Genomic DNA, 23,166 nt, shown 5'->3' with positions numbered 1-23,166 from the left:
ATTTTTTCTTTTAAGTTCCCTTTCCTTCATAGCGTTTTTACCTCGATTGTAGTTATAAATGAGAGCGAAGAAGGCAACATTAAAAATGTAGCCATAAATGGATGGTGTGGGGTAGGAAGCGAGGAGAGTGAATGAAAAGAAATGCTAAATAGATACAGAAAAATCATAGGCGTTATTCTCCTTGTTTCGCTCATAAGTTTAGGCTTTTTTCCAAGCGTTCGTCACTACGTCAATATTCCAAAGAACATTGTATTATTTGAAGGGCAGACTGAAATAGTTTCCAGCACATTACCTGTTACAGCACACCCTCAAGATCAACATGTGTATGAAGTCGATGAAGAGGGCAAAGCGGAGCTTACGATATCGGGTCATCAGTTCGGTAAAGAAGAGCTAATGCTTGAAATGGCAGGAATTCCAGTGAAAAAAGTAAATGTAGATGTGCTGCCGGATTTTAAGGTCATTCCGGGAGGGCAGTCTATAGGGGTGCGTCTCAATTCCCGCGGTGTATTGGTGGTAGGCTATCATCAGGTTGATACAAAAGAAGGGAAGAAATCGCCTGGTGAAATTGCCGGTATTCAAGTCGGGGACATGATTACGACTATCAACGGAACGAAAATCGAAAAAATGAGTGATATCACTCCATTTATTCAAGAGGCGGGCAAGACGGGAAAACCGTTAAATCTCGTCGTTGTACGCGATCAAAAAGAATTTCGCACAAAGCTTTTCCCTCTTAAAGACAAACAAGAATATGCTTATCGCATTGGTTTGTATATTCGTGATTCAGCAGCAGGAATTGGCACAATGACGTTTTATGATCCTATTTCTAAAAAATACGGGGCACTGGGCCATGTCATTTCTGATATGGATACAAAAAAGCCGATTGTAGTAGAAGACGGTCAAATCGTTAAATCAACCGTTACCTCGATTGAAAAAGGAAGCAACGGGGTTCCTGGTGAAAAGCTTGCAAGATTTTCAACGGATAAAAATATTATTGGCAATATTACAAGAAACAGTCCTTTTGGCATTTTTGGCAGGCTTAATCAGCACATTCAAAATGGAAAGCTAGATAAACCAATGCCAATTGCTTTATCCCATCAAGTGAAAGAAGGGCCGGCGACCATTTTGACGGTCGTGAATAATGATCAGGTGGAAGAGTTTGATGTTCAAATCATAAGCACCGTTCCTCAAAAATTCCCTGCTACAAAGGGAATGGTTATTAAAATAACGGATCCTGAGTTGCTTGAAAAAACGGGAGGAATCGTACAAGGCATGAGCGGCAGTCCTATCATTCAAGATGGTAAAGTAATCGGTGCTGTTACACATGTATTCGTAAATGATCCGACTTCCGGATATGGGGTTCATATTGAATGGATGTTGAACGAAGCGGGTATTGATATCTACAAACAAAATTCGAAAAAGGCGAGCTAAAAGAGTTCGTCTTTTTCTTTCTGTTTTTTCCGTGTATAATAAAGTGATTTTTATTTTTCTAAAAAAACTTTCAGCAATTAAAAAGAATGTGAGTCGAAAAATGGATAAAAACGGAGAAAATAGTAGTAATTTCAAGTAATTTACTTTTTTCAAAAAAAATAAAGGAAAATTTGTTGCATTGTCGAAATCATCATTTAGAATAAAAGATAGGATAAATGCGAGGATTACAGGGATGAGGAGGAATCTGTTGTGAAAAAAATAAAGGTTTGTTTAGTGGATGACAACAGAGAGTTAATCGGACTTCTAGAAGATTATATTTCAGCCCAAGATGATATGGAAGTTATCGGAGTTGCTTATAATGGTCAAGAATGTTTATCCATGTTAAGAGATAAAGACCCAGACGTGCTTGTTCTTGATATTATTATGCCTCATTTAGACGGATTGGCAGTATTGGGCCAAGTGAAAGAGATGAAAAAGGAAAATTATCCGAATGTCATTATGTTAACGGCTTTTGGTCAAGAGGATGTAACGAAAAAAGCAGTTGATTTGGGCGCATCTTACTTTATTTTAAAGCCATTTGACATGGAGAATCTTGTCAACCATATTAGACAGGTCAGCGGCAAGTCATCACCGGTTGTAAGACGTTCCATGACATCAGCAGTGAAAGTATCTCGTGAAGGAAAATCGAATAACCTCGATGCCAATATTACAAGCATTATTCATGAGATTGGAGTGCCTGCTCATATTAAAGGGTATCTCTATTTACGTGAAGCCATTTCAATGGTTTATAAAGACATCGAGTTATTAGGATCCATCACAAAAGTGCTGTATCCGGATATTGCGAAAAAATACAATACAACAGCAAGCCGTGTGGAGCGAGCGATCCGCCACGCAATTGAAGTGGCATGGAGCCGTGGAAACATTGATTCCATCTCATCGCTTTTCGGTTATACCGTCAGCATGACGAAAGCGAAGCCGACGAATTCTGAATTCATTGCAATGGTAGCGGATAAACTTCGCTTGGAACATAAAGCTTCTTGAAACGGTAAGGAATAAGTCGAGTTAAAGAATAGTCAAGTCAAAGAAGGTATCTATCTGATTGAAACAGGAGATTTCAACGAAAGAACTGTTTTAGAACCAAATAAATCGTTATGGAAACTCCTAAATTTTTTGGGAGTTTTTATGATGGTTCTGTTGATGGTGAGTCGTAAGGCGAAGTGAAGAAAACCATTTCGCCTTACGACTCACCTTTTTCTTCTTCTTTTTGGTTAAGCTCAGCCATTTTTTGCAATAAAATGTGTTGAGGCATATGCATTAATTGCTCCAAGGGAATCTTTAATGCTTCCGCTAACTTGACGGCTGTTTCGGGAGAAAGCTGCAAAGGTCTCATACGTTATCTTCCTTTCAATTGTAAAATGTACATGTAAGTATAGCAAAAATTTTGTAAAAGAAAAGGATTTTATAAGATAAAAAGAAAAAAGTATCATATGAATGTAAAATGAAAAGGGGTTGACCAATGTGGAGATTTATGGGCATCGAGGGGCAGCGGGAACATTTCCTGAAAATACGATGATTTCCTTTCAGGAGGCCGCCCGATCAGGGGCAGATGGGATTGAACTGGACGTACATATGTCCAAGGATGGCGAGCTTATTGTTATTCATGATGAAACGGTGGATCGGACGACAAACGGGACCGGATATGTGCGAGACTTAACGTACCCCCAAATTCGAAAATTAGATGCGAGCTACAAATTTAAGGGAAAGTACGGTAGGTGCCCAATCCCGACTTTGGACGAAGTATTAGAATGGGCGGCTGGCCTTTCTTTAAAAGTAAATATTGAGTTAAAGAATAATGTATTCGAATATCCTTATCTTGAAATGAAGGTACTGGATTTACTGTACAAATTGAACATGAAAGATGCCGCTGTGTTATCTTCTTTTAATCACAATAGCATGGCTCGTGTTGTAAGTCTTGATTCTACGGTTGAAACGGCTGTTTTATATTCGCTGCAAATGTTTGAGCCATGGCGCTATGCTAAACATATGTCGGTAAAGAGTTTGCACCCCAATTACCGGACGGTAAATGACATTGTGATTTATGGAGCCCATAGTGAAGGGCTGTCTGTCCGTCCTTATACAGTAAACGACACTGCCGTGATGAAGAAGCTGTATGATCTTGGATGCGATGCATTGATTACGGATTATCCAGAAAAAGCCGTAAAATTTTTTAAAACGGACAAATCAAAAAAGAGACGGTTATAAAGGAAACTTCCATTAGTGGGGGTCTTACTGCCCCTTAATGCGGGGCAAAATCATAACGGTCTCTTTTTTTGAAACTTTGTTTGAACTTTATTCTGCTTACGATCGCGATGAAGAATAAATCCGGCTACAAAACCGAGACCTAGCAGGAATAAAAGAAATCCTGCGATAAATTGGAAGAAAAGAGAGGTAAATGGGGGTTGAAGAATTCCGAATACCATATCTCTCATTAATTTAATTCCATATGCAGCGAAAGCCCCTGGTATGAGGAGCACGAGAAGGGCAATGATTCTAATCATGAGTCAGTAAATCCTTTCATAAAGAGGTTGTTCAAAAAGTCTTGGAAAAATGATGTCGAACTTCTCGACCGTTTTATTCTCCCTTTTTGAATACGTACTAAAAAATATCCTTCAACTGAATCATATAAGAACGAAGAAATTTGTCAAGCCGCTTTTTGAAACACTATCATGATATAAAATTTGTATGGACGATACGATAGGTGGTGCATTATGCGGAAAGTATTAATTATTGGAGCGGGGAAGTGCGGTCTGGCGATTTTGAAAATCATGCTTGAAACAGAAGCGATGAAAGTATGTGCTATAGTAGATCGAGATGAAGATGCCCCTGGGATGCAAACGGCCCGGCAATACAATATCGTGACGGGAACAGACTGGCGGTCATTTCTAAATGAGCAGATAGACATTGTCGTGGAGGCGACGGGAAGTCCGGTAATCTTTGAGGAATTGCAGCAAGAGCGTCATGAGAAGATGATTTTGATTCCAAGAGAAGTGGTCTACAGTACGGCTGTGTTGATGGAAGAGAAAGAAGCGCTTATTCGTGTATTAAAAGATGAGTCTTATAAGCATGACCTTATTTTTAACTCTACACATGATGGGATGATTGTCATCAATCAAGAGGGAATTATCACCCTTTTTAATTACGGAGCCGAAAGAATGATCGGCTGCCGGAGAGAAGAAGTTCTTGGCAAGCACATTCATGACTGTATTCCAAGCAGTCAATTACCGGCTGTCTTACAAACAAGGAACGGCGACCGCAACCAAGAATTTTTATTGCAAAATGGACGGAAAATCATCACCTCCCGCATACCGATGGTAGATGAAGAAGGCAAGCTTTTTGGAGCGTTTTCCATTTTTAAAGATATTACGGAAGTAGTGGATTTGGCAGAGGAACTGACAAATTTAAAAGAAATTCAGACGATGCTTGAGGCGATCATTCAGTCATCTGAAGAGGCGATTTCCGTTGTCGATGAACAAGGAAGAGGAATTTTGATTAATCCCGCCTATACGAAGTTAACGGGTCTCCGAGAAGAAGATGTTATCGGGAAACCGGCTGCAACAGACATCTCCGAAGGGGAAAGCATGCATATGAAAGTATTGAAAACAAGAAGGCCGGTGCGAGGAGCAAGAATGAAGGTGGGGCCGAAACGGAAAGATGTCATCGTGAATGTTGCTCCTATCATCGTCGACGGGAAGTTGAAAGGAAGCGTGGGCGTTATCCACGATATGTCAGAAATTCAATTATTAACGAATGAATTGAACCGGGCGAGGCAAATTATTCGGACACTTGAAGCAAAATACTCATTTGAAGATATTATTGGAACGTCAGAAGAGTTTCGGATCGCCGTAGAACAAGCGAAAATGGCGGCTAATACTCCGGCGACGGTGTTGTTGCGTGGAGAATCGGGAACAGGGAAAGAATTGTTTGCACATGCCATTCATAATGCGAGTGATCGAAAATATAACAAATTTGTGCGGGTAAATTGTGCAGCGCTCTCAGAGTCTTTATTGGAAAGCGAGCTGTTTGGATATGAAGAGGGAGCATTTTCGGGGGCTAGACGAGGCGGAAAGAGAGGGTTATTTGAAGAAGCGAATAACGGCAGCATTTTTTTAGACGAAATTGGTGAATTATCGGCCCACATGCAAGCGAAATTATTGAGGGTTCTTCAAGAAAGCGAAATCGTCCGCGTTGGAGGGACGACACCCATTTCCATTAACGTGCGAATTATTGCCGCGACAAATGTAAACTTAGAAAAGGGAATGGTTTCTGGAGAAATAAGGGAGGATTTATATTACCGGCTCAATAAAATTCCTATTTTCATTCCTCCTCTTCGACATCATAAGGAAGACATCGAACAGATTGCTCTTCGATTAATTACGAAGATCAATCAAGACTATGGACGCCGTGTAGAGGGGGTTACAACAGAAGCTGTTCAGCTGTTGCAAAAATATGATTGGCCAGGAAATGTCCGAGAATTGGAAAACGTGTTAGGCAGGGCGATGATTTATATGAATTACAGCGAATTATGGATTGACGTCCACCATATCCCGCCGTTGCAAACTCTTGTAAAGGAACAAGGAAATCATGCAGGGGAGAATGCCTCTATTGAAGGGGAAGAGACACTGGCATCTTTAATTGAAAAGTATGAAGCGTCTATTATTGAGGAAGTACTAAAAAAACATAATGGAAATAAAACAAAAACGGCCCGCCATTTGGGGATTTCAATCAGATCTTTGTATTATAAGCTTGAGAAATATCAAATTGAAGAAAAAAGCATGCAATAAATTGCTTACTGTGCAATTTATTGCATGCTTTTTTTAGGTGGAAACATGATAAGAGTGTATTAGTAGTTTGGCATTCTTCTTGCATGATTAGTAATGTGAGTAATACAGATTATTTGGCTCTAACAGGCATCACCTCCCGATGAATGTATGTTCAAGCTATCCTGCATGAACGGTCAATAAAATCTCCATTCAAAACTTAGGACAATCGAAGAAATTTTAATTTTATGTGTACAGCTAAGACATCAAGCAATCACAACAACCAGGAGGAATGAAAATGGAAATCTTTAAATACATGGAAAAATATGATTATGAACAATTGGCTTTTTGTCAAGATGAGCAGTCAGGGCTAAAAGCCATTATTGCGATTCATGATACGACATTAGGTCCGGCTCTTGGCGGGACGAGGATGTGGACATATGAATCAGAAGACGCGGCCATTGAAGATGCCCTTCGTTTGGCAAGAGGGATGACGTATAAAAATGCCGTTGCGGGATTGAACTTGGGAGGAGGAAAAACAGTCATTATTGGTGACCCCAGAAAAGAGAAGAATGAAGAAATGTTTCGGGCGTTTGGACGTTACATTCAAGGGTTAAACGGCCGCTACATTACAGCCGAAGATGTCGGTACAACGGTAGAAGACATGGACATCATTTATCAGGAAACCGATTATGTCACAGGAGTTTCTCCTGCGTTTGGCTCTTCAGGAAACCCATCTCCCGTTACGGCTTACGGAGTTTATAAGGGGATGAAGGCTGCTGCCAAAGAAGCGTTTGGCACAGACTCCCTTGAAGGAAAAGTTATTGCTGTACAAGGAGTAGGAAATGTTGCGTTTAACCTTTGCAAACATTTGTATGAAGAAGGGGCTAAGCTTATTGTGACAGATATCCAGAAAGAAGCCATTCAACGCGCTGTGGAAGCGTTCGGGGCAACAGCTGTCGATCCAAACGATATTTATGGAGTGGATTGTGATATTTATGCTCCATGCGCATTGGGAGCGACCATTAATGATACGACCATTCCGCAGCTAAAAGCGAAAGTGGTTGCAGGGGCAGCCAATAATCAATTAAAAGAAACCCGTCATGGAGACCTCATTCATGAGATGGGAATCATTTACGCTCCCGATTACGTCATTAATGCTGGAGGAGTCATCAACGTGGCAGATGAACTGTACGGCTATAATCATGAACGTGCTTTAAAAAAGGTTGAAGGAATCTATTCTAACATTGAACGTGTGATGGAGATTGCGAAACGGGACGGAATTCCAACATATGCCGCCGCAGATCGATTAGCGGAAGAACGAATTGAACGAATGAGAAATTCACGCAGTCAATTTTTGCAAAACAACCATCACATTTTGAGCCGCCGTCGACATAGTTAACATCGTTTGCGGATGTATCTTACGACTTAGGAGGTTTAAAGTTGGACACGAAAGATTATCGTATCCTGACGCTTAATCCAGGTTCTTTGTCTACTAAAATGGGGGTTTTTCAAAATGAACGTCTCATCTTTGAGAAAACGGTTCATTATGACAGCGGTGACTTAAGCAAGTATAAAACGATTATTGATCAGTATGTTTTTAGAAAAGAAACAGTTCTCCAGGCTCTTGATTGTGAAGGGATTAATCTTTCCAAACTGGATGCCGTATGCGGACGCGGAGGATTGTTAAGACCGATTGAAGGCGGCACTTATGAAGTGAATGAGCTTATGATAAGTGATTTAAAGCGGGGATATGCAGGACAGCATGTTTCCAATTTAGGAGGAATCATTGCTCACGAAATCGCTTCAGGACTCAATATTCCCGCCTTTATTGTTGACCCTGTGGTAGTGGATGAACTGGAGCCGTATGCCCGCTTATCGGGTATACCTGTCATTGAACGAAAAAGCATTTTTCACGCCTTGAATCAAAAAGCGGCCGCAAGGCGTACAGCAAAAGAACTAAATAAACGATACGAAGACTTAAATTTAATCGTTGTTCATATGGGGGACGGAATCACTGTCGGCGTGCATAAGCGCGGCAAAGTAATTGACGTAAACAATGGATTGCATGGAGATGGTCCATTCAGTCCGGAACGTGCAGGTACGGTTCCGGCAGGAGATTTAGTAGCTCTTTGTTACTCTGGTAATTATTATCATAATGAAGTGATGGAAATGCTTGTCGGGCAAGGGGGACTTGCAGGATATTTAGGCACATCGGATATACGGAAAGTAGAGAAAATGATTGATTCAGGAAATGAAAAGGCCCGAATTGTATTCGAGGGTATGGCGTATCAAATTGCCAAAGAGATTGGAGCAGCAAGTACAGCTATTCACGGAAAAGTGGATGCCATCATATTGACAGGCGATTTAGCACATGCAAAGTCGTTCGTACACCTTATTATAGACCGAGTGAATTGGATTGCTGATGTTACCGTCCATCCGGGTGAAAATGAGTTGCAGGCCCTTGCAGAAGGTGCCTTGCGCGTACTGTTTGGTAAGGAACAAGTAAAACATTATACAGAAAATAAGGTGAACACGACAGTATTTCAGTGATAAGGAGGGATTGTGTTATGACAGTGGAATACGACTTGGCCGTTCTCGGTGGGGGAACAGGCGGATATGTGGCAGCGATTCGTGCAGCCCAGCTTGGTTTAACCGTAGCGGTCGTTGAGAAAAAACATCTAGGAGGCACGTGTTTACACAACGGCTGCATCCCAAGTAAGACACTTTTAAAAAGCGCCGAAGTGTACACTGCCACAAAACGGGCAGCAGAATTCGGGGTAATGACAGAGTCTGTGAAATTGGATTTTTCGAAAGTCCAGGAAAGAAAGCAGTCTATCATCAATCAGCTCCATAACGGAATTCAGTACCTTATGAAAAAAGGGAAAATTGATGTCTATGAAGGGATTGGGCGAATTTTGGGCCCTTCGATTTTTTCTCCCATGCCTGGCACGATTTCGGTTGAATTGAACAGCGGAGAAGAAAATCAGATGATTTTACCGAAAAACGTTCTAGTTGCAACGGGTTCCAGACCGCGGACATTACCTGGGCTAGAGATAGATGGACAATATGTGATGACTTCAGATGAGGCGCTGCAAATGTCTGAGCTTCCTTCCTCCATTGCGATTGCAGGCGGCGGGGTGATTGGCATTGAATGGGCTTCAATGCTGCGGGATTTCGATGTGGATGTCACTGTTATGGAATACAGTGACCGTATTTTACCGACAGAGGATTATGAGGTTTCAAAAGAGATGGAGCGGCTGTTAACGAAAAAAGGTGTGGCCATCATGACGAATGCAAAGGTACTTCCCGATACTTTGCAAATTCAGAACGGAATTATCATTCAAGCTGAAGTTCAAGGAGAAATGAAAGAAGTCAAAGCGGATAAACTGCTTGTGTCTGTCGGGAGGCAGGCAAATATCGAGAATATCGGACTTGAAAATACAGATATCATGATTGAGAACGGATTTATTCAAACCAATTCATTTTATCAAACGAAAGAGTCGCATATTTACGCCATTGGCGATGTAATAGGCGGAATGCAGCTTGCCCATGTTGCGGCACATGAGGGAATAGTGGCTGTGGAGCATATGGCGGGAGAAAAAACGCTGCCTTTAAAGTATGAAATGATTGCAAAGTGTGTTTACAGCAGTCCAGAAGTGGCGAGCATAGGATTAACGGAACAAGAAGCGACGGAGAAAGGTTATTCGGTAAAAGTGGGAAAATTCCCTTTCAAAGCCATTGGGAAGGCCCTTATCCATGGAGAGTCAGAGGGATTTGTCAAAATAATTGCCGATCGGGACACACAAGATCTTTTAGGAATCCATATGATTGGTCCGCATGTGACGGATATGATTTCTGAAGCGGGTCTTGCTAAAGTGTTGGATGCAACTCCTTGGGAAATTGGACACACTATTCACCCGCATCCGAGCTTATCGGAAGCGATAGGAGAAGCAGCGCTGGCCGTTGATGGGAAATCAATTCATTTTTAAAGGGACTTAAGGAGGAGATGACGATGGTAAAACGTCATGAGGAACTTGGATTAACGGATGAGCAAGTCATCAATATGTTTGAAACGATGCTGTTAGCCCGGAAAATCGATGAGCGCATGTGGTTATTGAATCGAGCGGGGAAAGTTCCGTTTGTCATTTCCTGCCAGGGGCAGGAGGCGGCTCAAGTGGGAGCTGCCTTTGCGTTGGATAAAGAAAAAGACTATGTTCTTCCTTATTATCGGGACATGGGGGTCGTCTTAACATTTGGCCAGACAGCGAGAGATATCATGCTGTCCGGATTTGCGAAGGCTGGGGATCCGAACTCGGGAGGACGGCAAATGCCGGGGCACTTTGGCAGCAAAAAATACCGGATCGTGACAGGTTCTTCTCCTGTTACGACGCAAGTTCCACATGCAGTCGGCATTGCGCTCGCAGCGAAAATGGAAGGGAAGGACCTCGTCAGTTTTGTTACATTTGGTGAAGGGTCCTCAAACCAAGGAGATTTCCATGAGGGAGCCAACTTTGCCGGTGTTCATAAACTTCCTGTGATATTCATGTGTGAAAATAATAAATACGCCATTTCAGTTCCGATTGAAAAGCAGCTCGCTTGCGAAAAAGTGTCTGATCGTGCCATCGGATATGGGATGCCGGGAATTACGGTCGACGGAACAGATCCGTTGGAAGTCTATCAAGCTGTCAAAGAAGCGGCAGATCGTGCGAGAAGAGGAGAGGGCCCGACTTTGATTGAAGCTGTATCGTATCGGCTTACGGCTCATTCAAGCGATGATGATGACCGTGCCTACCGCGCGGAAGAAGAGCGCATGGAAGCCAAACAAAATGATCCGATTGGAAAATTTGCTTCTTATTTAAAAGAGACCGGAGTGTTAACGGATGAAAAGGAAGCGGCGTTAATGAAGAAGGTGGCAAGTATGGTGGATGAAGCGACGGATCATGCGGAAAGCGCACCATATGCAGAAGCCGACTATGCATTAAAACATGTTTATGCAGAGTGAGGGGGAGAAGAGGATGCCAGTTATTTCATATATAGATGCTGTCACGATGGCTATAAGAGAAGAGATGGAAAGAGATTCTCAAGTATTTGTACTTGGGGAGGATGTCGGGCGAAAGGGCGGCGTATTTAAAGCCACAAACGGACTATATGAACAATTTGGTGAACAGAGGGTCATAGATACCCCATTAGCCGAATCCGCTATTGTAGGGGTTGGCATTGGAGCGGCGATGTATGGCATGCGTCCGATCGCCGAAATTCAATTTGCCGATTTTATTATGCCGGCTGTTAACCAAATCGTATCAGAAGCAGCAAGAATCCGCTATCGCTCCAACAATGATTGGAATTGTCCCATTACCATTCGGGCACCGTATGGCGGCGGGGTGCACGGGGCTCTTTATCATTCCCAATCCGTTGAAGCGATGTTTGCCAACCAGCCGGGTTTGAAGATCGTGATGCCTTCTACCCCTTATGATGTGAAAGGATTACTGAAAGCGGCCATTCGAGATGAAGACCCTGTTTTATTCTTTGAACATAAACGGGCTTATCGATTAATTAAAGGGGAAGTTCCCGAAGGTGATTATGTATTGCCAATCGGCAAAGCAGATGTAAAACGTGAAGGTGAGGATATTACCGTCATCACATATGGATTATGTGTGCACTTTGCGTTACAAGCGGCAGAAAAACTTGCTGCTGACGGAATTTCTGCCCATATTCTTGATTTGCGCACGGTTTATCCATTGGATAAAGAGGCGATTATTGAAGCGGCTTCTAAAACTGGGAAAGTATTGCTCATAACGGAAGATAACAAAGAAGGCAGCATCATGAGCGAAGTGGCTGCCATTATAGCCGAACATTGTCTGTTTGAATTGGATGCGCCGATTCAACGGTTGGCTGGTCCTGATATTCCAGCCATGCCATACGCTCCTACGATGGAAAAATTCTTTATGGTCAATCCTGAGAAAGTAGAAAAAGCAATGCGTGAATTAGCAGAGTTTTAACAAGGGAGGTTTTACGTATGGCTGTTGAAAAACTCACTATGCCTCAGCTTGGAGAAAGCGTCACGGAAGGAACGATAAGCAAGTGGCTCGTTTCAGCCGGAGATCGCGTCAATAAATATGACCCCATCGCTGAAGTCATGACGGATAAGGTGAATGCAGAAGTTCCCTCGTCTTTTTCAGGGATCATTAAGGAACTGACTGCCCAAGAAGGTGATACATTGGCAGTGGGAGAAGTGATTTGCTTGATGGAAGTGGAGGGAAGTGTATCGCCTTCTTCTGTCGAACAAAAGCAAGAAGAGACAAAAGAGACTGAAGAACAAAAGGATACATCCCAAAAGCGCCGGTATTCTCCTGCTGTACTAAAGCTGGCACAAGAACATTCCATGGATTTGGAGCAAATAGAAGGAACGGGAGCGGGCGGAAGGATTACGAGGAAGGATATATTGAAAGTTATAGAAACGGGCCAAATTCCGGCGGCAGCCGAGAATTTCAAACAGGCAGCACAAGCAGAGCCTGTCCAGCGAAATTCCGTTCAGGATATAGCGCAGGTGCAACCTTTGTCTGCCGCTCCTGCAGCAGGATTACAGAATGGGGATACGGAAATTCCAGTTTCGGGTGTTCGAAAAGCGATTGCGTCCAATATGCTGCGAAGCAAGCACGAAATTCCACATGCCTGGACGATGGTAGAAGTAGATGCAACGAATTTGGTGGAATACCGAAATGCTGTTAAAGATGAGTTCAAGAAAAAAGAAGGGTTTAACCTCACTTATTTTGCCTTCTTCGTTAAAGCGGTCGCTCAAGCGTTAAAGGAATTTCCGCAAATCAATTCGATGTGGGCAGGCGATACGATTATCCAAAAGAAAGATATTCATATTTCAATTGCAGTAGCAACAGAGGATGCTTTATTCGTTCCGGTCATTAAGCACGCTGATGAGAAAACAATTAAAGGAATTGCACGTGAAATATCGGAATTGGCCGGTAAAGTGCGAAACAACAAGCTGCACCCTGAGGATATGCAGGGAGGGACATTTACGGTCAATAATACAGGCTCGTTCGGATCTGTTCAATCCATGGGAATCATTAACTATCCACAGGCCGCCATCTTACAAATAGAGTCGATCGTAAAGCGCCCTGTCGTCATGAATAACGGCATGATTGCCGTAAGGGATATGGTCAACTTATGTTTGTCCCTTGATCACCGCGTCCTGGATGGATTAGTTTGCGGGAAATTCTTAGCGAGGGTAAAAGAAATTATCGAAGCGATTTCAGTTGACCGCACTTCTATTTACTGAAGGATGAATCGACAGGTATGCTCTTTATACCTGTTGATTCATCCTCTTTTCTTAATTTGCTCGTTGATAATTTTAGCGCGGTTATATTAAGATGAAAGTACAGGATATTTTTAACTATTCTGATTAATCGGAGGCAAAGGGGGACATGTGATGAAACCAACAGGCGGAGTATCATTTGATGAATTTGCTGCCGTAAGTACGGAAGAGTGGGAGAAAGAAGTAGAACGAACGTTAAAAGGGAAGAGTGTTACCTCACTTCACACAAACACCTATGAAGAAATTGTTTTGAAACCGCTTTATTTAGCGAGAGATGTGTCTTCGTCCATACATATTAATGATTTGCCTGGTAAAGGATCTCTTGTAAGGGGAAGCAGTCAAACAGGCTATGTACAAAAAGCGTGGAAGGTTGCCCAAGAAATCAATCATCCGTTAATTGAAGAAACAAATCGGTTGGCTGTGTCCGCTTTAACAAGAGGTCAGACGATGCTGGCGATTCAATTCGATGAAGCGACCAAACGGGGGCTGGATTCCCATAAAGCCTCTTTAGAACAAGTAGGTAACGGCGTTCCGGTTAGTTGTTTGCAAGATATAGAGGAATTATTGAAGGATATTCCCTTGGAACAAACACCTCTTCATATGGTCACGAACTTTACGGTTTTACCCCTCTTGTCATTAATGGCAGCTTATACTGATAAAAAAGGATTTTCGATGAAAGATATAGAGGGAGTCATCGGAACAGATCCGCTTGCTTCTTTAGCGGAAGCCGGCTCTTCACCGCTGTCCATTTCGTGCATGTATAAATACATGTCAGAGACGATAAAGTGGGCGAACCATTATGCTCCGAGACTTAAAACAATTGTAATAGATACAGAGGTATACCATAACGGAGGAGCGAACGCTGTTCAAGAGCTCGCTTTCGCCATTGCAACAGCAGTGGAATATATTGATGCTTTATTGACAGAAGGGTTATCACTCCAAGAAGTATTACCCCATTTTTCGTTTACGTTTGGAGTAGGCTCCGAATTATTCATGGAGACTGCCAAGCTCCGTGCCTTCAAAATGTTGTGGACGAAAATGCTTGCCGCTTTTGGAGGGGAAAGTGACCAATATACACCTTACATTCATGCGAAAACATCCCGCACCACTAAAACAAAGTATGACGCTTATACGAATATGATTCGGGGGACAGTCGAAGCGTTTGCTGCAGTGGCTGGGGGAATAGACAGCCTGCACGTTACCCCATTCGATACTCTTATTCAGCCTTCCAATGAATTTTCACAGCGAATTGCCCGCAATACTCAACTTATTTTAAGTGAAGAAGCGTATTTGACAAAAGTAATTGATCCGGCCGGAGGTTCATGGTATGTGGAATCTTTAACGACCGAACTTGCAGAAAGGGCCTGGCATTTATTTCAGCAAATTGAAGGAAAAGGCGGCATGTCAGCAGCGTTGAAGCAGCAGTTTATCCAATGTCAGTTGAAGGATGTACTTAACAAGCGAAAGAAAGACGTTGAAACACGTGTGAAGCGTGTAGTCGGCATTACGCATTATACACAAGTGAACGAGCGTTTACATGACAGGGACAAATTTGATGATGTTTCTTTTCACGAACAGCGTGTCAGTCAATTGCAGGCTGTTTTGGATGAACCTCTAACCGTAGAGCATGTCTCTATAGAAGCATTTAAGGAGGCTTTCTTAAAAGGCGCGACCATTGGGACTTTGACGGAATACATGACACAACTCTCAGTTCGAGAAACGATTGAACCTGTTTCAAACTGGCGAAAAAGCATGGAGTTTGAGGAGTTAAGAGAAAAAGTAGAAAAGCGGATGGAATACTCACTGCCAGCAACTGTTCATCTTTTGGTTCTTGGCCATGAAAAAGAATGCAAGACGAGAATTGATCTCGCTCGCTCTTTCTTTGAATCAGGAGGATTTATCGTGGATCAAAGCCATTCTCTTTATTCGGTTCATGAAGCCATCCGATGGTGCAATGAGCAGGAAGGAAACATATGGATTCTATGTGGAACGGATGAACTTTATGAAGAGTTGGGGATTGAAATCATCCACGAGCTTGCATCTGCTCATAACCATATATATGTGTGCGGAAAACAGGTGAAGGAGCGGCGGAAGGCTTTCATCAACAATGGAGCTAAGGGGATCATTGAACCGAATACAAACGCATTTTTGCTCTTAAGTGAATTAATGAATGACCTGGAGGTGAATTGAATGTATCAGAAACCTGATTTTAACCGAATTTCATTTTATGAAGAATCAGATGGTATAGGAGGTAAAGAAGAGCAAAAAGAAACATCCGCCGACTATGATGCACTTATGTTTCAAACAAATGAGCAAATCGATGTGAAGGCCCTTTATAAAAAAGAAGATATTGACTCCCTTCATTTTCCCCAATTTCTTCCTGGAATACCGCCGTTTTTAAGAGGACCGTATTCCACGATGTATGTGAATCGGCCATGGACGATTCGACAATATGCCGGCTATTCGACGGCCGAAGAAAGTAATGCGTTTTACCGTCGTAATTTGGCTGCCGGTCAAAAAGGGTTGTCTGTTGCGTTTGATTTGGCGACCCATCGCGGCTACGACTCTGATCATCCAAGGGTTGTGGGAGATGTGGGGAAGGCCGGTGTTGCCATTGATTCTATTTTGGACATGAAAGTTTTATTTGATGGCATTCCGCTCGATCAGATGTCTGTTTCCATGACGATGAATGGAGCGGTACTGCCAATCATGGCTTTTTACATTGTGACAGCAGAAGAACAGGGGGTCAAACTGGAGCAGCTTTCAGGTACTATTCAAAATGATATTTTAAAAGAGTACATGGTACGAAACACGTATATTTACCCTCCTGATATGTCGATGCGCATCATTGCGGATATTTTCGAGTATACTTCTCAAAATATGCCGAAGTTTAACAGCATCAGCATCTCTGGTTATCATATGCAGGAAGCAGGTGCCCCTGCTGATCTTGAACTTGCCTATACTTTGGCAGATGGATTGGAATATGTTCGGACAGGCTTAAAAGCAGGAATCGATATTGACTCGTTTGCTCCAAGGTTGTCATTCTTCTGGGCAATCGGCATGAACTATTTTATGGAAGTGGCAAAAATGAGAGCGGCACGCCTCTTATGGGCAAAGCTCATGAAGCAGTTCAATCCCAAAAGCTCGAAATCACTCGCCCTACGCACACATTCCCAAACGTCAGGCTGGAGTTTAACGGAACAAGACCCTTATAACAATGTGATTCGGACATGCTTAGAAGCATTGGCGGCGACACTTGGCCATACACAGTCACTGCATACAAACGCATTGGATGAAGCGATTGCTCTCCCGACCGATTTTTCGGCGAGAATTGCCCGAAATACTCAGTTGTATTTACAAGATGAAACGGGGATTTGCAATGTCATTGATCCATGGGGCGGTTCTTATTATGTAGAATCATTGACAAATGAGCTCCTGAACCGTGCATGGGCACATATGGAGGAAATCGAGCAGCTTGGGGGCATGGCTAAAGCTATTGAAACGGGAATTCCGAAAATGAGAATTGAGGAAGCGGCGGCCAGACGTCAAGCGAAAATCGATTCGGGAATAGAGATTATTATTGGAGTCAATAAATATCGAGTGAAAAATGAGCAGCCGCTCGACATTTTAGACATTGATAATACGGCTGTACGCCTGAAGCAAATGAAGCGGCTGGAAGAGCTTCGGACTTCAAGAGATTATAACCGGGTAGAAGAAACGTTGAAAGCCATTACGGAAGCGGCAGGGACGGGCCAAGGCAATTTACTGGCTTTAGCGGTGGAAGCTGCCCGTGCGAGAGCAACGCTTGGAGAAATTTCGGAAGCGATTGAAAAGGTCGCCAAGCGGCATACTGCGACAATCCGCTCTATTAGTGGAGTGTATAGCTCGGAGTTTGCATACGAAGAGCAAATTAAAGAGGTACAAGAGATAACAGTGAAATTTGCAGAAGAAGAGGGACGCCGGCCGCGAATACTGATTGCCAAGATGGGGCAGGACGGGCATGATCGTGGAGCGAAAGTCATTTCTACTGCTTTTGCCGACTTGGGGTTTGACGTTGATATCGGACCGCTGTTTCAAACTCCGGAAGAAACGGCCATTCAAGCAGTAGAAAACGATGTTCACGCCATTGGAATGAGCTCGCTGGCCGCAGGGCATAAGACTTTATTGCCACAATTAATTGCAGAGTTGAAAAAACATGAACGTGAAGATATTGTCGTCGTGGTAGGGGGAGTCATTCCTCAGCAAGATTACGAGTTTTTGCTGCAAAACGGGGCATCGGCAATTTTTGGCCCTGGTACCGTTATTCCGAATGCCGCCAAACAAGTGCTGCTTGAAATCAAAAAACGAATTGGGTATGAGGAAACGGAGTGGCATGATGAGAAAAGAGAAAACGGTTGAGGAGTATGTAGAAGGTGTTTTGCAACATAATCGAGCGATGCTCGCACAGGCCATTACGCTAATCGAAAGCAATGCTCCCCGTCATTTTCAGAAAGGACAGGATGTGTTAAAAGGGATTGCTCCACATGCCGGGAAGTCGGTAAGGATTGGAATTACAGGGGTGCCAGGTGCAGGAAAAAGCACGTTTATTGAAGCATTTGGTATATATTTATGCGGATTGGGCCATAAAGTGGCAGTACTGGCTGTTGACCCAAGCAGCACCATTACAGGCGGGAGCATTTTGGGAGACAAAACGAGAATGGAAGAGCTTTCCCGTCACCCCCAAGCTTTTATTCGACCTTCTCCCTCTCAGGGAAAGCTTGGAGGAGTGCACCGAAAGACGAGAGAATCGATTCTGCTTTGCGAAGCCGCTGGTTTTGATGTCATCATTGTCGAAACATTAGGGGTTGGGCAAGGAGAAACGATTGTAAAAGATATGGTCGATTTATTTTTGCTTCTCGCGTTAACCGGAGCGGGAGATGAGCTTCAAGGCATGAAAAAAGGCATTATGGAGCTGGCTGATGTAATTTGTATCAATAAAGCAGACGGAGATAACTTGAAAAAAGCATGGGCGACGAAACAAGAATATGAAACCATTTTACATTTTCTTCAGCCGACAACAAAAGGCTGGGACACGAAGGTGCTTACATGTTCCGCCCTTTATAAAGAAGGGATTGAGGAAGTGTGGAGCAGCATTCAGCAGTATGTAACATATTGTCGTCAACATGGCTTTTGGACAGAGAAAAGAGACAAGCAGATGAAGGGTTGGCTTGAAGCAATGGTTTCAGATTATTTATATGCTTCGTTTTATGGAAACGAAAGCATAAAAAGAATATTATCGATGGTAGAAACGAAAATGATGAATAGAGAAATGACCGTGTCCGAGGCGGCTGACCGTCTTATTCGTGCATACGAACAAGAAAAATAAAAAAGATAAGGTTATGCAGCTGCATAACCTTATTTTTTATGGGAGTTTAGGGGTATGGATTTAGATGTACTATTATTATTGCCGGGAAGAAAAAAGTTTAAACCTCTTTTTAAAAAAGATTATTTGTTTGAAAATGCTTCCGTATCCTTGGTATGATGATAGTACGCAAATATAGAGGAGGCTTTCAAGATGAATGTTGATTTCAATTTATTCATGAATGATATTGTAAGACAAGCGCGTCAAGAAATTACAGCCGCTGGCTATACAGAACTCAAAACACCGGAAGATGTAGCAGAAGCGTTCAAAAAAGAGGGTACGACCCTTGTGATGATCAATTCCGTTTGCGGATGCGCAGGCGGAATTGCGAGACCGGCTGCAGCCCATGCTGTTCATTATGATAAGCGTCCAGACCATTTAGTGACGGTATTCGCAGGACAAGATAAAGAAGCCACAGCGCATGCTCGCGATCATTTCGTTGGCTACCCGCCATCCTCCCCATCTTTTGCCTTATTAAAAGATGGCAAGCTAATGACGATGGTGGAGCGCCATGAAATTGAAGGACATGATCCAATGTCTGTCGTTACAAAGCTTCAACAGGCCTTTGATCAATATTGTGAAGAAGTGTAAAAAAGGACAGTTGCCCCTTAATGAGGAGCAACTGTCCTTTTTTATTGGATAAATCCGGAAGAAGGTTTTTGTTTTTTTGGAATAGTAATATTCATACGATAATATGGTTAATCTATATTTAAAAATGGGTTTGCATAATTATAAGTATGTGATAAAATACATTTTGTTGAATAAAAATATGTTTGTTAAAATGATGCTTGCAATAGTGAGAAACTTATTTCATAATATTATTGAATTTTAAAAAAATTTAAAAAGATCTAGGGGGCAAAGTCATGAAAAAATGGCTGTCATTGATCATGATGAGTATGCTTGTGATCGGAATGCTGGCGGCATGCGGCACAAGTGACGATTCAGCAAATGGGGCTGAAGGAGAAAAGACAGAAGATAAAAAGGTATTAAAAATGGGTACATCTGCGGATTACCCGCCGTTTGAATACATTGATACGGCAAAAAGCGATGAAATTATCGGTTTTGACGTAGACTTGGCAAAAGCAATCGCAAAAGAGCTTGGCTACGAAGTCGAAGTGCAAGATATTGATTTCAACGGACTAATTCCTGCCATTCAAGCAGGCAAGGTGGATTTTGTGTTAGCTGGTATGACACCGACAGAAGAACGCAAACAGAATGTTGATTTTTCAGATGTTTATTATGAGGCAAAACATATGATTGTCACACCAAAAGACAGCGGTATTAAGACGCTGGAAGATTTAAAAGGAAAAACGGTAGGCGTACAAGTAGGTTCTATCCAAGAAGGAAAAGCGGAAGAAATTAAAGAACAGGTAGACATTAAAATTGAAAACCGCAACCGAATTCCAGAATTAGTGCAAGAAATGAAATCAGGCCGCTTTGATGCTGCAATCATTGAAGATACAGTGGCGAAAGGTTTCTTTGAACAAGATAAAGAAATGACCGGATTTGTCATTGAAGATGAAAATCAGGAAGAAGCAGGCTCAGCGATTGCTTTTCCTAAAGGAAGCGAACTAACAAAAGACTTCAACCGTGTGTTAAATGAAATGAAAGAAAACGGCGAAGTAGATAAATTAATCGTGAAATGGTTTGGCGGCGAGCAATAAGCCAAACATTGACGGAGAGAGAGGAATGGGTCGGGCATGAATTTGGACTTTACGCAAATCCTGCCCTCAATCCCTTATATATTAGAAGGGATATGGGTAACGATAAAAATTGTCCTGGCAGCGGCATTGCTGGGATTCACATTAGGGATTGTTTTAGCGCTATTTAAGATTGGAAGAGTAAAAGTACTGGCATGGATAGCGGATGCTTATACGTCTGTATTTCGTGGAACACCGCTCGTACTGCAATTGTTAATTATTTATTTTGGATTGCCGCAAATCTTGGGGTTTGAAATTGATGCATATCCTGCAGCGGTTATGGCTTTCGGCTTAAACTCTGCAGCATACATTTCCGAGGTTATCCGCGGAGGGATTTTGGCAGTGGACAAGGGTCAGCGAGAAGCTTCCCTTGCGCTGGGAATTCCTTATAGACAAATGATGAAAGACATTATTTTGCCGCAAGCGTTGAAAAACATTTTACCGGCTTTAATGAATGAGTTCATTACTCTCACAAAAGAATCAGCCGTAGTGACAGTAATCGGCGCCATGGATATCATGCGCCGTGCTTATATTGTAGGCGGTCAAACATATCGCTATTTTGAGCCGCTTCTTTTAGCTGGTCTTATCTACTATATAATGGTTATCGGCTTGACGCTCCTTGGCAAGGCGGTCGAGAGGAGAATGAGAAAAAGTGATTAAAATTGACAATCTTCATAAATCATTTGGAAAACTGGAAGTATTAAAAGGAATTTCGACAACAATTAAAGAAGGGGAAGTTGTCGCGATTGTAGGTCCTTCCGGTTCGGGGAAATCCACCTTTTTACGATGCATGAATTTGCTGGAAGAACCAACGGACGGCCACATTTGGATTGGTGACCAAGACATTGCCGATTCGAAAACAGACATTATGAAGGTAAGACAAAATGTCGGAATGGTATTTCAGCATTTCCATCTCTTCCCTCATAAGACCGTTCTTGAAAACTTAACATATGCGCCGATGACGGTAAAGGGTGTCTCAAAAAAAGAGGCGGAAGAAAAAGGGCATGAGTTATTAAAGAAAGTCGGTTTGGCTGAAAAAGCGAACGAGTATCCGAACCGCTTATCAGGAGGACAAAAACAGCGTGTCGCGATTGCGAGAGCACTGGCAATGAATCCTGAGGTCATTCTATTTGATGAACCAACATCGGCTCTTGATCCTGAAATGGTTAAAGAAGTATTAGAAGTTATGAAATCGCTGGCTCATACTGGAATGACCATGGCCATTGTGACACACGAAATGGGCTTTGCAAGAGAAGTGGCTGACAGAGTATTGTTTTTAGATGGAGGACTGTTAGTGGAAGATGCACCTCCGGCTGAATTCTTCTCGGCCCCGAAAAGCAAAAGAGCAAAAGATTTCTTGGAAAAGATGCTATAATAAAAAAAGATGACCCATTATGGTCATCTTTTTTTATTAACTGTATTGTTGTGATCGATCAATATCTCGTAAACTAAAAACAGGATAATGTGAAACTTCAATCAGGACTGCCTGTTAAATCCGGGCAAAAAATCAATATAGGGGCTTACGATATAATGAAATTTAAAATTGGTTACCGCACCATTAAAACAGCAGTTGGCACAGCTGCTGCCATTATCATTGCACAGTTTTTTCACTTGAATTATTTTGCTTCTGCAGGTATTCTGACAATTTTATGCGTTCAAAATTCCAAAAGGAAATCTCTTCAAAGTGCATCTGCCAGATTTTTTGCCTGCTTATTGGCTATCCTCTTTTCGTTTATTTTCTTTGAAGGAATTGGTTATCATCCGATCGTTATTGGACTTATGCTTTTATTTTTTATTCCTGTTACCGTATTCTTTAAAATTACAGAAGGTGTCGTAACAAGTTCGGTTATCACACTCCATATTTATTCTGAACAAAATATGACGATGGGGATTGTATTAAATGAAGTTGGTATCATTGTGATTGGAATCGGGGTGGCACTTCTCGCCAATTTATATATGCCAAGTCTTGATTCAAAGCTCAAGCAATACCAAACACAACTTGAACATAATTTTCGTAAAATCTTTGAAGAAATGATTACATACTTAAGGACGAATGAAAGTCATTGGATGGGAAAAGAGGTTACTGAGACGGCTCGTTTAATTGAAGAAGGAAAGAGTTTTGCATTCCGGGATGTTGAAAACCACTTTTTACGCGCAGAAAACTATTATTATCATTATTTTAAAACACGCGAAAAACAATTTGAGATTATTGAACGTGTTTTGCCAATTGTGACATCCATTGAACCATTTGTTGAACAACGGTATATGATTGCGGATTTTCTCGAAGAATTAAGTTTATCTATTCATCCGGGAAATACGGCACAGCTTTTTCTTATCAAATTACGACAATTACAGGAAGAGTTCAAAGAACAACCTCTTCCTAAAACACGTGAAGAATTTGAAGCGAGGGCACAGCTGCATCAGTTTGTAAGAGAAGTTGAACAATATTTGCTGATAAAAAAATCATTAAAAGTAGAATGATTTTCTGTA

At 42.2% G+C, this 23,166-nt stretch carries 20 protein-coding genes; 18 read left to right on the top strand and 2 right to left on the bottom strand.

Translation table 11 applies throughout. From position 1 onward, the window contains the following. Window positions 1-141 precede the first annotated feature (141 nt). Both spoIVB and spo0A read left to right on the top strand, forming a co-directional pair. Complete coding sequence (gene spoIVB / locus BK575_RS21870) at window positions 142-1,428, top strand: SpoIVB peptidase (protein ID WP_078413712.1); 1,287 nt, start codon at window positions 142-144, stop codon at window positions 1,426-1,428. 249 nt (window positions 1,429-1,677) lie between these two features. Next, window positions 1,678-2,469, top strand: coding sequence for a sporulation transcription factor Spo0A (gene spo0A / locus BK575_RS21865; RefSeq protein ID WP_078413711.1), 792 nt, complete (start codon window positions 1,678-1,680; stop codon window positions 2,467-2,469). Between the two features lie 196 nt (window positions 2,470-2,665). On the opposite strand, the gene BK575_RS21860 is transcribed toward spo0A, so the two are convergent. Further along, entirely contained in the window at window positions 2,666-2,818 is a 153-nt protein-coding gene (locus tag BK575_RS21860; protein ID WP_078413710.1) for a YycC family protein, read from the bottom strand. A 128-nt stretch (window positions 2,819-2,946) separates the two neighbouring features. Here BK575_RS21860 and BK575_RS21855 point away from each other — a divergent pair, with 128 nt between their 5' ends. Beyond that, window positions 2,947-3,690, top strand: a complete 744-nt coding sequence (locus BK575_RS21855) for a glycerophosphodiester phosphodiesterase (protein WP_078413709.1) — start codon at window positions 2,947-2,949, stop codon at window positions 3,688-3,690. A 50-nt stretch (window positions 3,691-3,740) separates the two neighbouring features. Here BK575_RS21855 and BK575_RS21850 read toward each other — a convergent pair whose 3' ends face one another. Then, entirely contained in the window at window positions 3,741-3,986 is a 246-nt protein-coding gene (locus BK575_RS21850) for a DUF2627 domain-containing protein (RefSeq protein ID WP_078413708.1), read from the bottom strand. A gap of 210 nt (window positions 3,987-4,196) precedes the next feature. Between BK575_RS21850 and BK575_RS21845 the strand changes: the two genes are divergently transcribed. The 15 genes from BK575_RS21845 to BK575_RS21775 all read left to right on the top strand — a co-directional run bounded on the left by BK575_RS21845 (window position 4,197) and on the right by BK575_RS21775 (window position 23,157). Next, on the top strand, window positions 4,197-6,269 hold the full coding sequence (locus BK575_RS21845; RefSeq protein ID WP_078413707.1) for a sigma-54 interaction domain-containing protein: 2,073 nt from the start codon (window positions 4,197-4,199) through the stop codon (window positions 6,267-6,269). 274 nt (window positions 6,270-6,543) lie between these two features. After that, complete coding sequence (gene bcd, locus BK575_RS21840) at window positions 6,544-7,647, top strand: branched-chain amino acid dehydrogenase (RefSeq protein WP_078413706.1); 1,104 nt, start codon at window positions 6,544-6,546, stop codon at window positions 7,645-7,647. 41 nt (window positions 7,648-7,688) lie between these two features. Then, on the top strand, window positions 7,689-8,798 hold the full coding sequence (gene buk / locus BK575_RS21835; protein WP_078413705.1) for a butyrate kinase: 1,110 nt from the start codon (window positions 7,689-7,691) through the stop codon (window positions 8,796-8,798). Window positions 8,799-8,815: 17 nt separating this feature from the next. Next, window positions 8,816-10,237: a dihydrolipoyl dehydrogenase gene (lpdA, locus tag BK575_RS21830; protein WP_078413704.1), complete on the top strand. Its 1,422-nt coding sequence runs from the start codon at window positions 8,816-8,818 to the stop codon at window positions 10,235-10,237. A gap of 23 nt (window positions 10,238-10,260) precedes the next feature. Next, window positions 10,261-11,250, top strand: coding sequence for a thiamine pyrophosphate-dependent dehydrogenase E1 component subunit alpha (locus BK575_RS21825; protein WP_139368088.1), 990 nt, complete (start codon window positions 10,261-10,263; stop codon window positions 11,248-11,250). A gap of 13 nt (window positions 11,251-11,263) precedes the next feature. After that, window positions 11,264-12,247, top strand: a complete 984-nt coding sequence (locus BK575_RS21820; protein ID WP_078413702.1) for an alpha-ketoacid dehydrogenase subunit beta — start codon at window positions 11,264-11,266, stop codon at window positions 12,245-12,247. Between the two features lie 17 nt (window positions 12,248-12,264). Next, window positions 12,265-13,539, top strand: a complete 1,275-nt coding sequence (locus BK575_RS21815; protein WP_078413701.1) for a dihydrolipoamide acetyltransferase family protein — start codon at window positions 12,265-12,267, stop codon at window positions 13,537-13,539. A gap of 150 nt (window positions 13,540-13,689) precedes the next feature. Then, complete coding sequence (locus BK575_RS21810) at window positions 13,690-15,765, top strand: methylmalonyl-CoA mutase family protein (RefSeq protein WP_078413700.1); 2,076 nt, start codon at window positions 13,690-13,692, stop codon at window positions 15,763-15,765. Beyond that, on the top strand, window positions 15,766-17,973 hold the full coding sequence (gene scpA, locus BK575_RS21805) for a methylmalonyl-CoA mutase (RefSeq protein ID WP_078413699.1): 2,208 nt from the start codon (window positions 15,766-15,768) through the stop codon (window positions 17,971-17,973). Continuing rightward, complete coding sequence (gene meaB / locus BK575_RS21800) at window positions 17,885-18,940, top strand: methylmalonyl Co-A mutase-associated GTPase MeaB (RefSeq protein WP_078413698.1); 1,056 nt, start codon at window positions 17,885-17,887, stop codon at window positions 18,938-18,940. The genes scpA and meaB overlap by 89 nt, the downstream gene beginning before the upstream one ends. A gap of 189 nt (window positions 18,941-19,129) precedes the next feature. Beyond that, window positions 19,130-19,567, top strand: a complete 438-nt coding sequence (locus BK575_RS21795; protein ID WP_078413697.1) for a BrxA/BrxB family bacilliredoxin — start codon at window positions 19,130-19,132, stop codon at window positions 19,565-19,567. Window positions 19,568-19,839: 272 nt separating this feature from the next. Then, a complete protein-coding gene (locus BK575_RS21790; protein WP_078413696.1) occupies window positions 19,840-20,640 on the top strand; it encodes a transporter substrate-binding domain-containing protein in 801 nt (266 codons plus the stop codon). Between the two features lie 36 nt (window positions 20,641-20,676). Further along, window positions 20,677-21,336: an amino acid ABC transporter permease gene (locus BK575_RS21785; RefSeq protein ID WP_078413695.1), complete on the top strand. Its 660-nt coding sequence runs from the start codon at window positions 20,677-20,679 to the stop codon at window positions 21,334-21,336. Beyond that, window positions 21,329-22,051, top strand: coding sequence for an amino acid ABC transporter ATP-binding protein (locus BK575_RS21780; protein WP_078413694.1), 723 nt, complete (start codon window positions 21,329-21,331; stop codon window positions 22,049-22,051). Before BK575_RS21785 ends, BK575_RS21780 begins: the two co-directional genes overlap by 8 nt. A 155-nt stretch (window positions 22,052-22,206) precedes the next feature. After that, window positions 22,207-23,157 (top strand): aromatic acid exporter family protein, encoded by a 951-nt coding sequence (locus BK575_RS21775; RefSeq protein WP_078413693.1) that lies wholly within the window; start codon window positions 22,207-22,209, stop codon window positions 23,155-23,157. Window positions 23,158-23,166 lie beyond the last annotated feature (9 nt).

Origin of the sequence: Priestia abyssalis (assembly GCF_002019595.1) — a bacterium.
GTDB classification, from domain to species: domain Bacteria; phylum Bacillota; class Bacilli; order Bacillales; family Bacillaceae_H; genus Bacillus_BA; species Bacillus_BA abyssalis.
Note: the sequence above shows the minus strand (reverse complement) of the source record. Positions and strands in the feature narration are given on the sequence as shown.

Coding starts and splice junctions, on each gene's coding strand:
- scpA (WP_078413699.1), top strand. CDS start 15,766: ATGTATCAGAAACCTGATTTTAACCGAATTTCATTTTATGAAGAATCA.
- meaB (WP_078413698.1), top strand. CDS start 17,885: ATGCCGCCAAACAAGTGCTGCTTGAAATCAAAAAACGAATTGGGTATG.
- BK575_RS21850 (WP_078413708.1), bottom strand. CDS start 3,986: ATGATTAGAATCATTGCCCTTCTCGTGCTCCTCATACCAGGGGCTTTC.
- BK575_RS21860 (WP_078413710.1), bottom strand. CDS start 2,818: ATGAGACCTTTGCAGCTTTCTCCCGAAACAGCCGTCAAGTTAGCGGAA.
- BK575_RS21790 (WP_078413696.1), top strand. CDS start 19,840: ATGAAAAAATGGCTGTCATTGATCATGATGAGTATGCTTGTGATCGGA.
- BK575_RS21825 (WP_139368088.1), top strand. CDS start 10,261: ATGGTAAAACGTCATGAGGAACTTGGATTAACGGATGAGCAAGTCATC.
- spoIVB (WP_078413712.1), top strand. CDS start 142: ATGCTAAATAGATACAGAAAAATCATAGGCGTTATTCTCCTTGTTTCG.
- bcd (WP_078413706.1), top strand. CDS start 6,544: ATGGAAATCTTTAAATACATGGAAAAATATGATTATGAACAATTGGCT.
- BK575_RS21810 (WP_078413700.1), top strand. CDS start 13,690: ATGAAACCAACAGGCGGAGTATCATTTGATGAATTTGCTGCCGTAAGT.
- BK575_RS21785 (WP_078413695.1), top strand. CDS start 20,677: ATGAATTTGGACTTTACGCAAATCCTGCCCTCAATCCCTTATATATTA.
- BK575_RS21795 (WP_078413697.1), top strand. CDS start 19,130: ATGAATGTTGATTTCAATTTATTCATGAATGATATTGTAAGACAAGCG.
- BK575_RS21820 (WP_078413702.1), top strand. CDS start 11,264: ATGCCAGTTATTTCATATATAGATGCTGTCACGATGGCTATAAGAGAA.
- BK575_RS21815 (WP_078413701.1), top strand. CDS start 12,265: ATGGCTGTTGAAAAACTCACTATGCCTCAGCTTGGAGAAAGCGTCACG.
- BK575_RS21845 (WP_078413707.1), top strand. CDS start 4,197: ATGCGGAAAGTATTAATTATTGGAGCGGGGAAGTGCGGTCTGGCGATT.
- BK575_RS21775 (WP_078413693.1), top strand. CDS start 22,207: ATGAAATTTAAAATTGGTTACCGCACCATTAAAACAGCAGTTGGCACA.
- lpdA (WP_078413704.1), top strand. CDS start 8,816: ATGACAGTGGAATACGACTTGGCCGTTCTCGGTGGGGGAACAGGCGGA.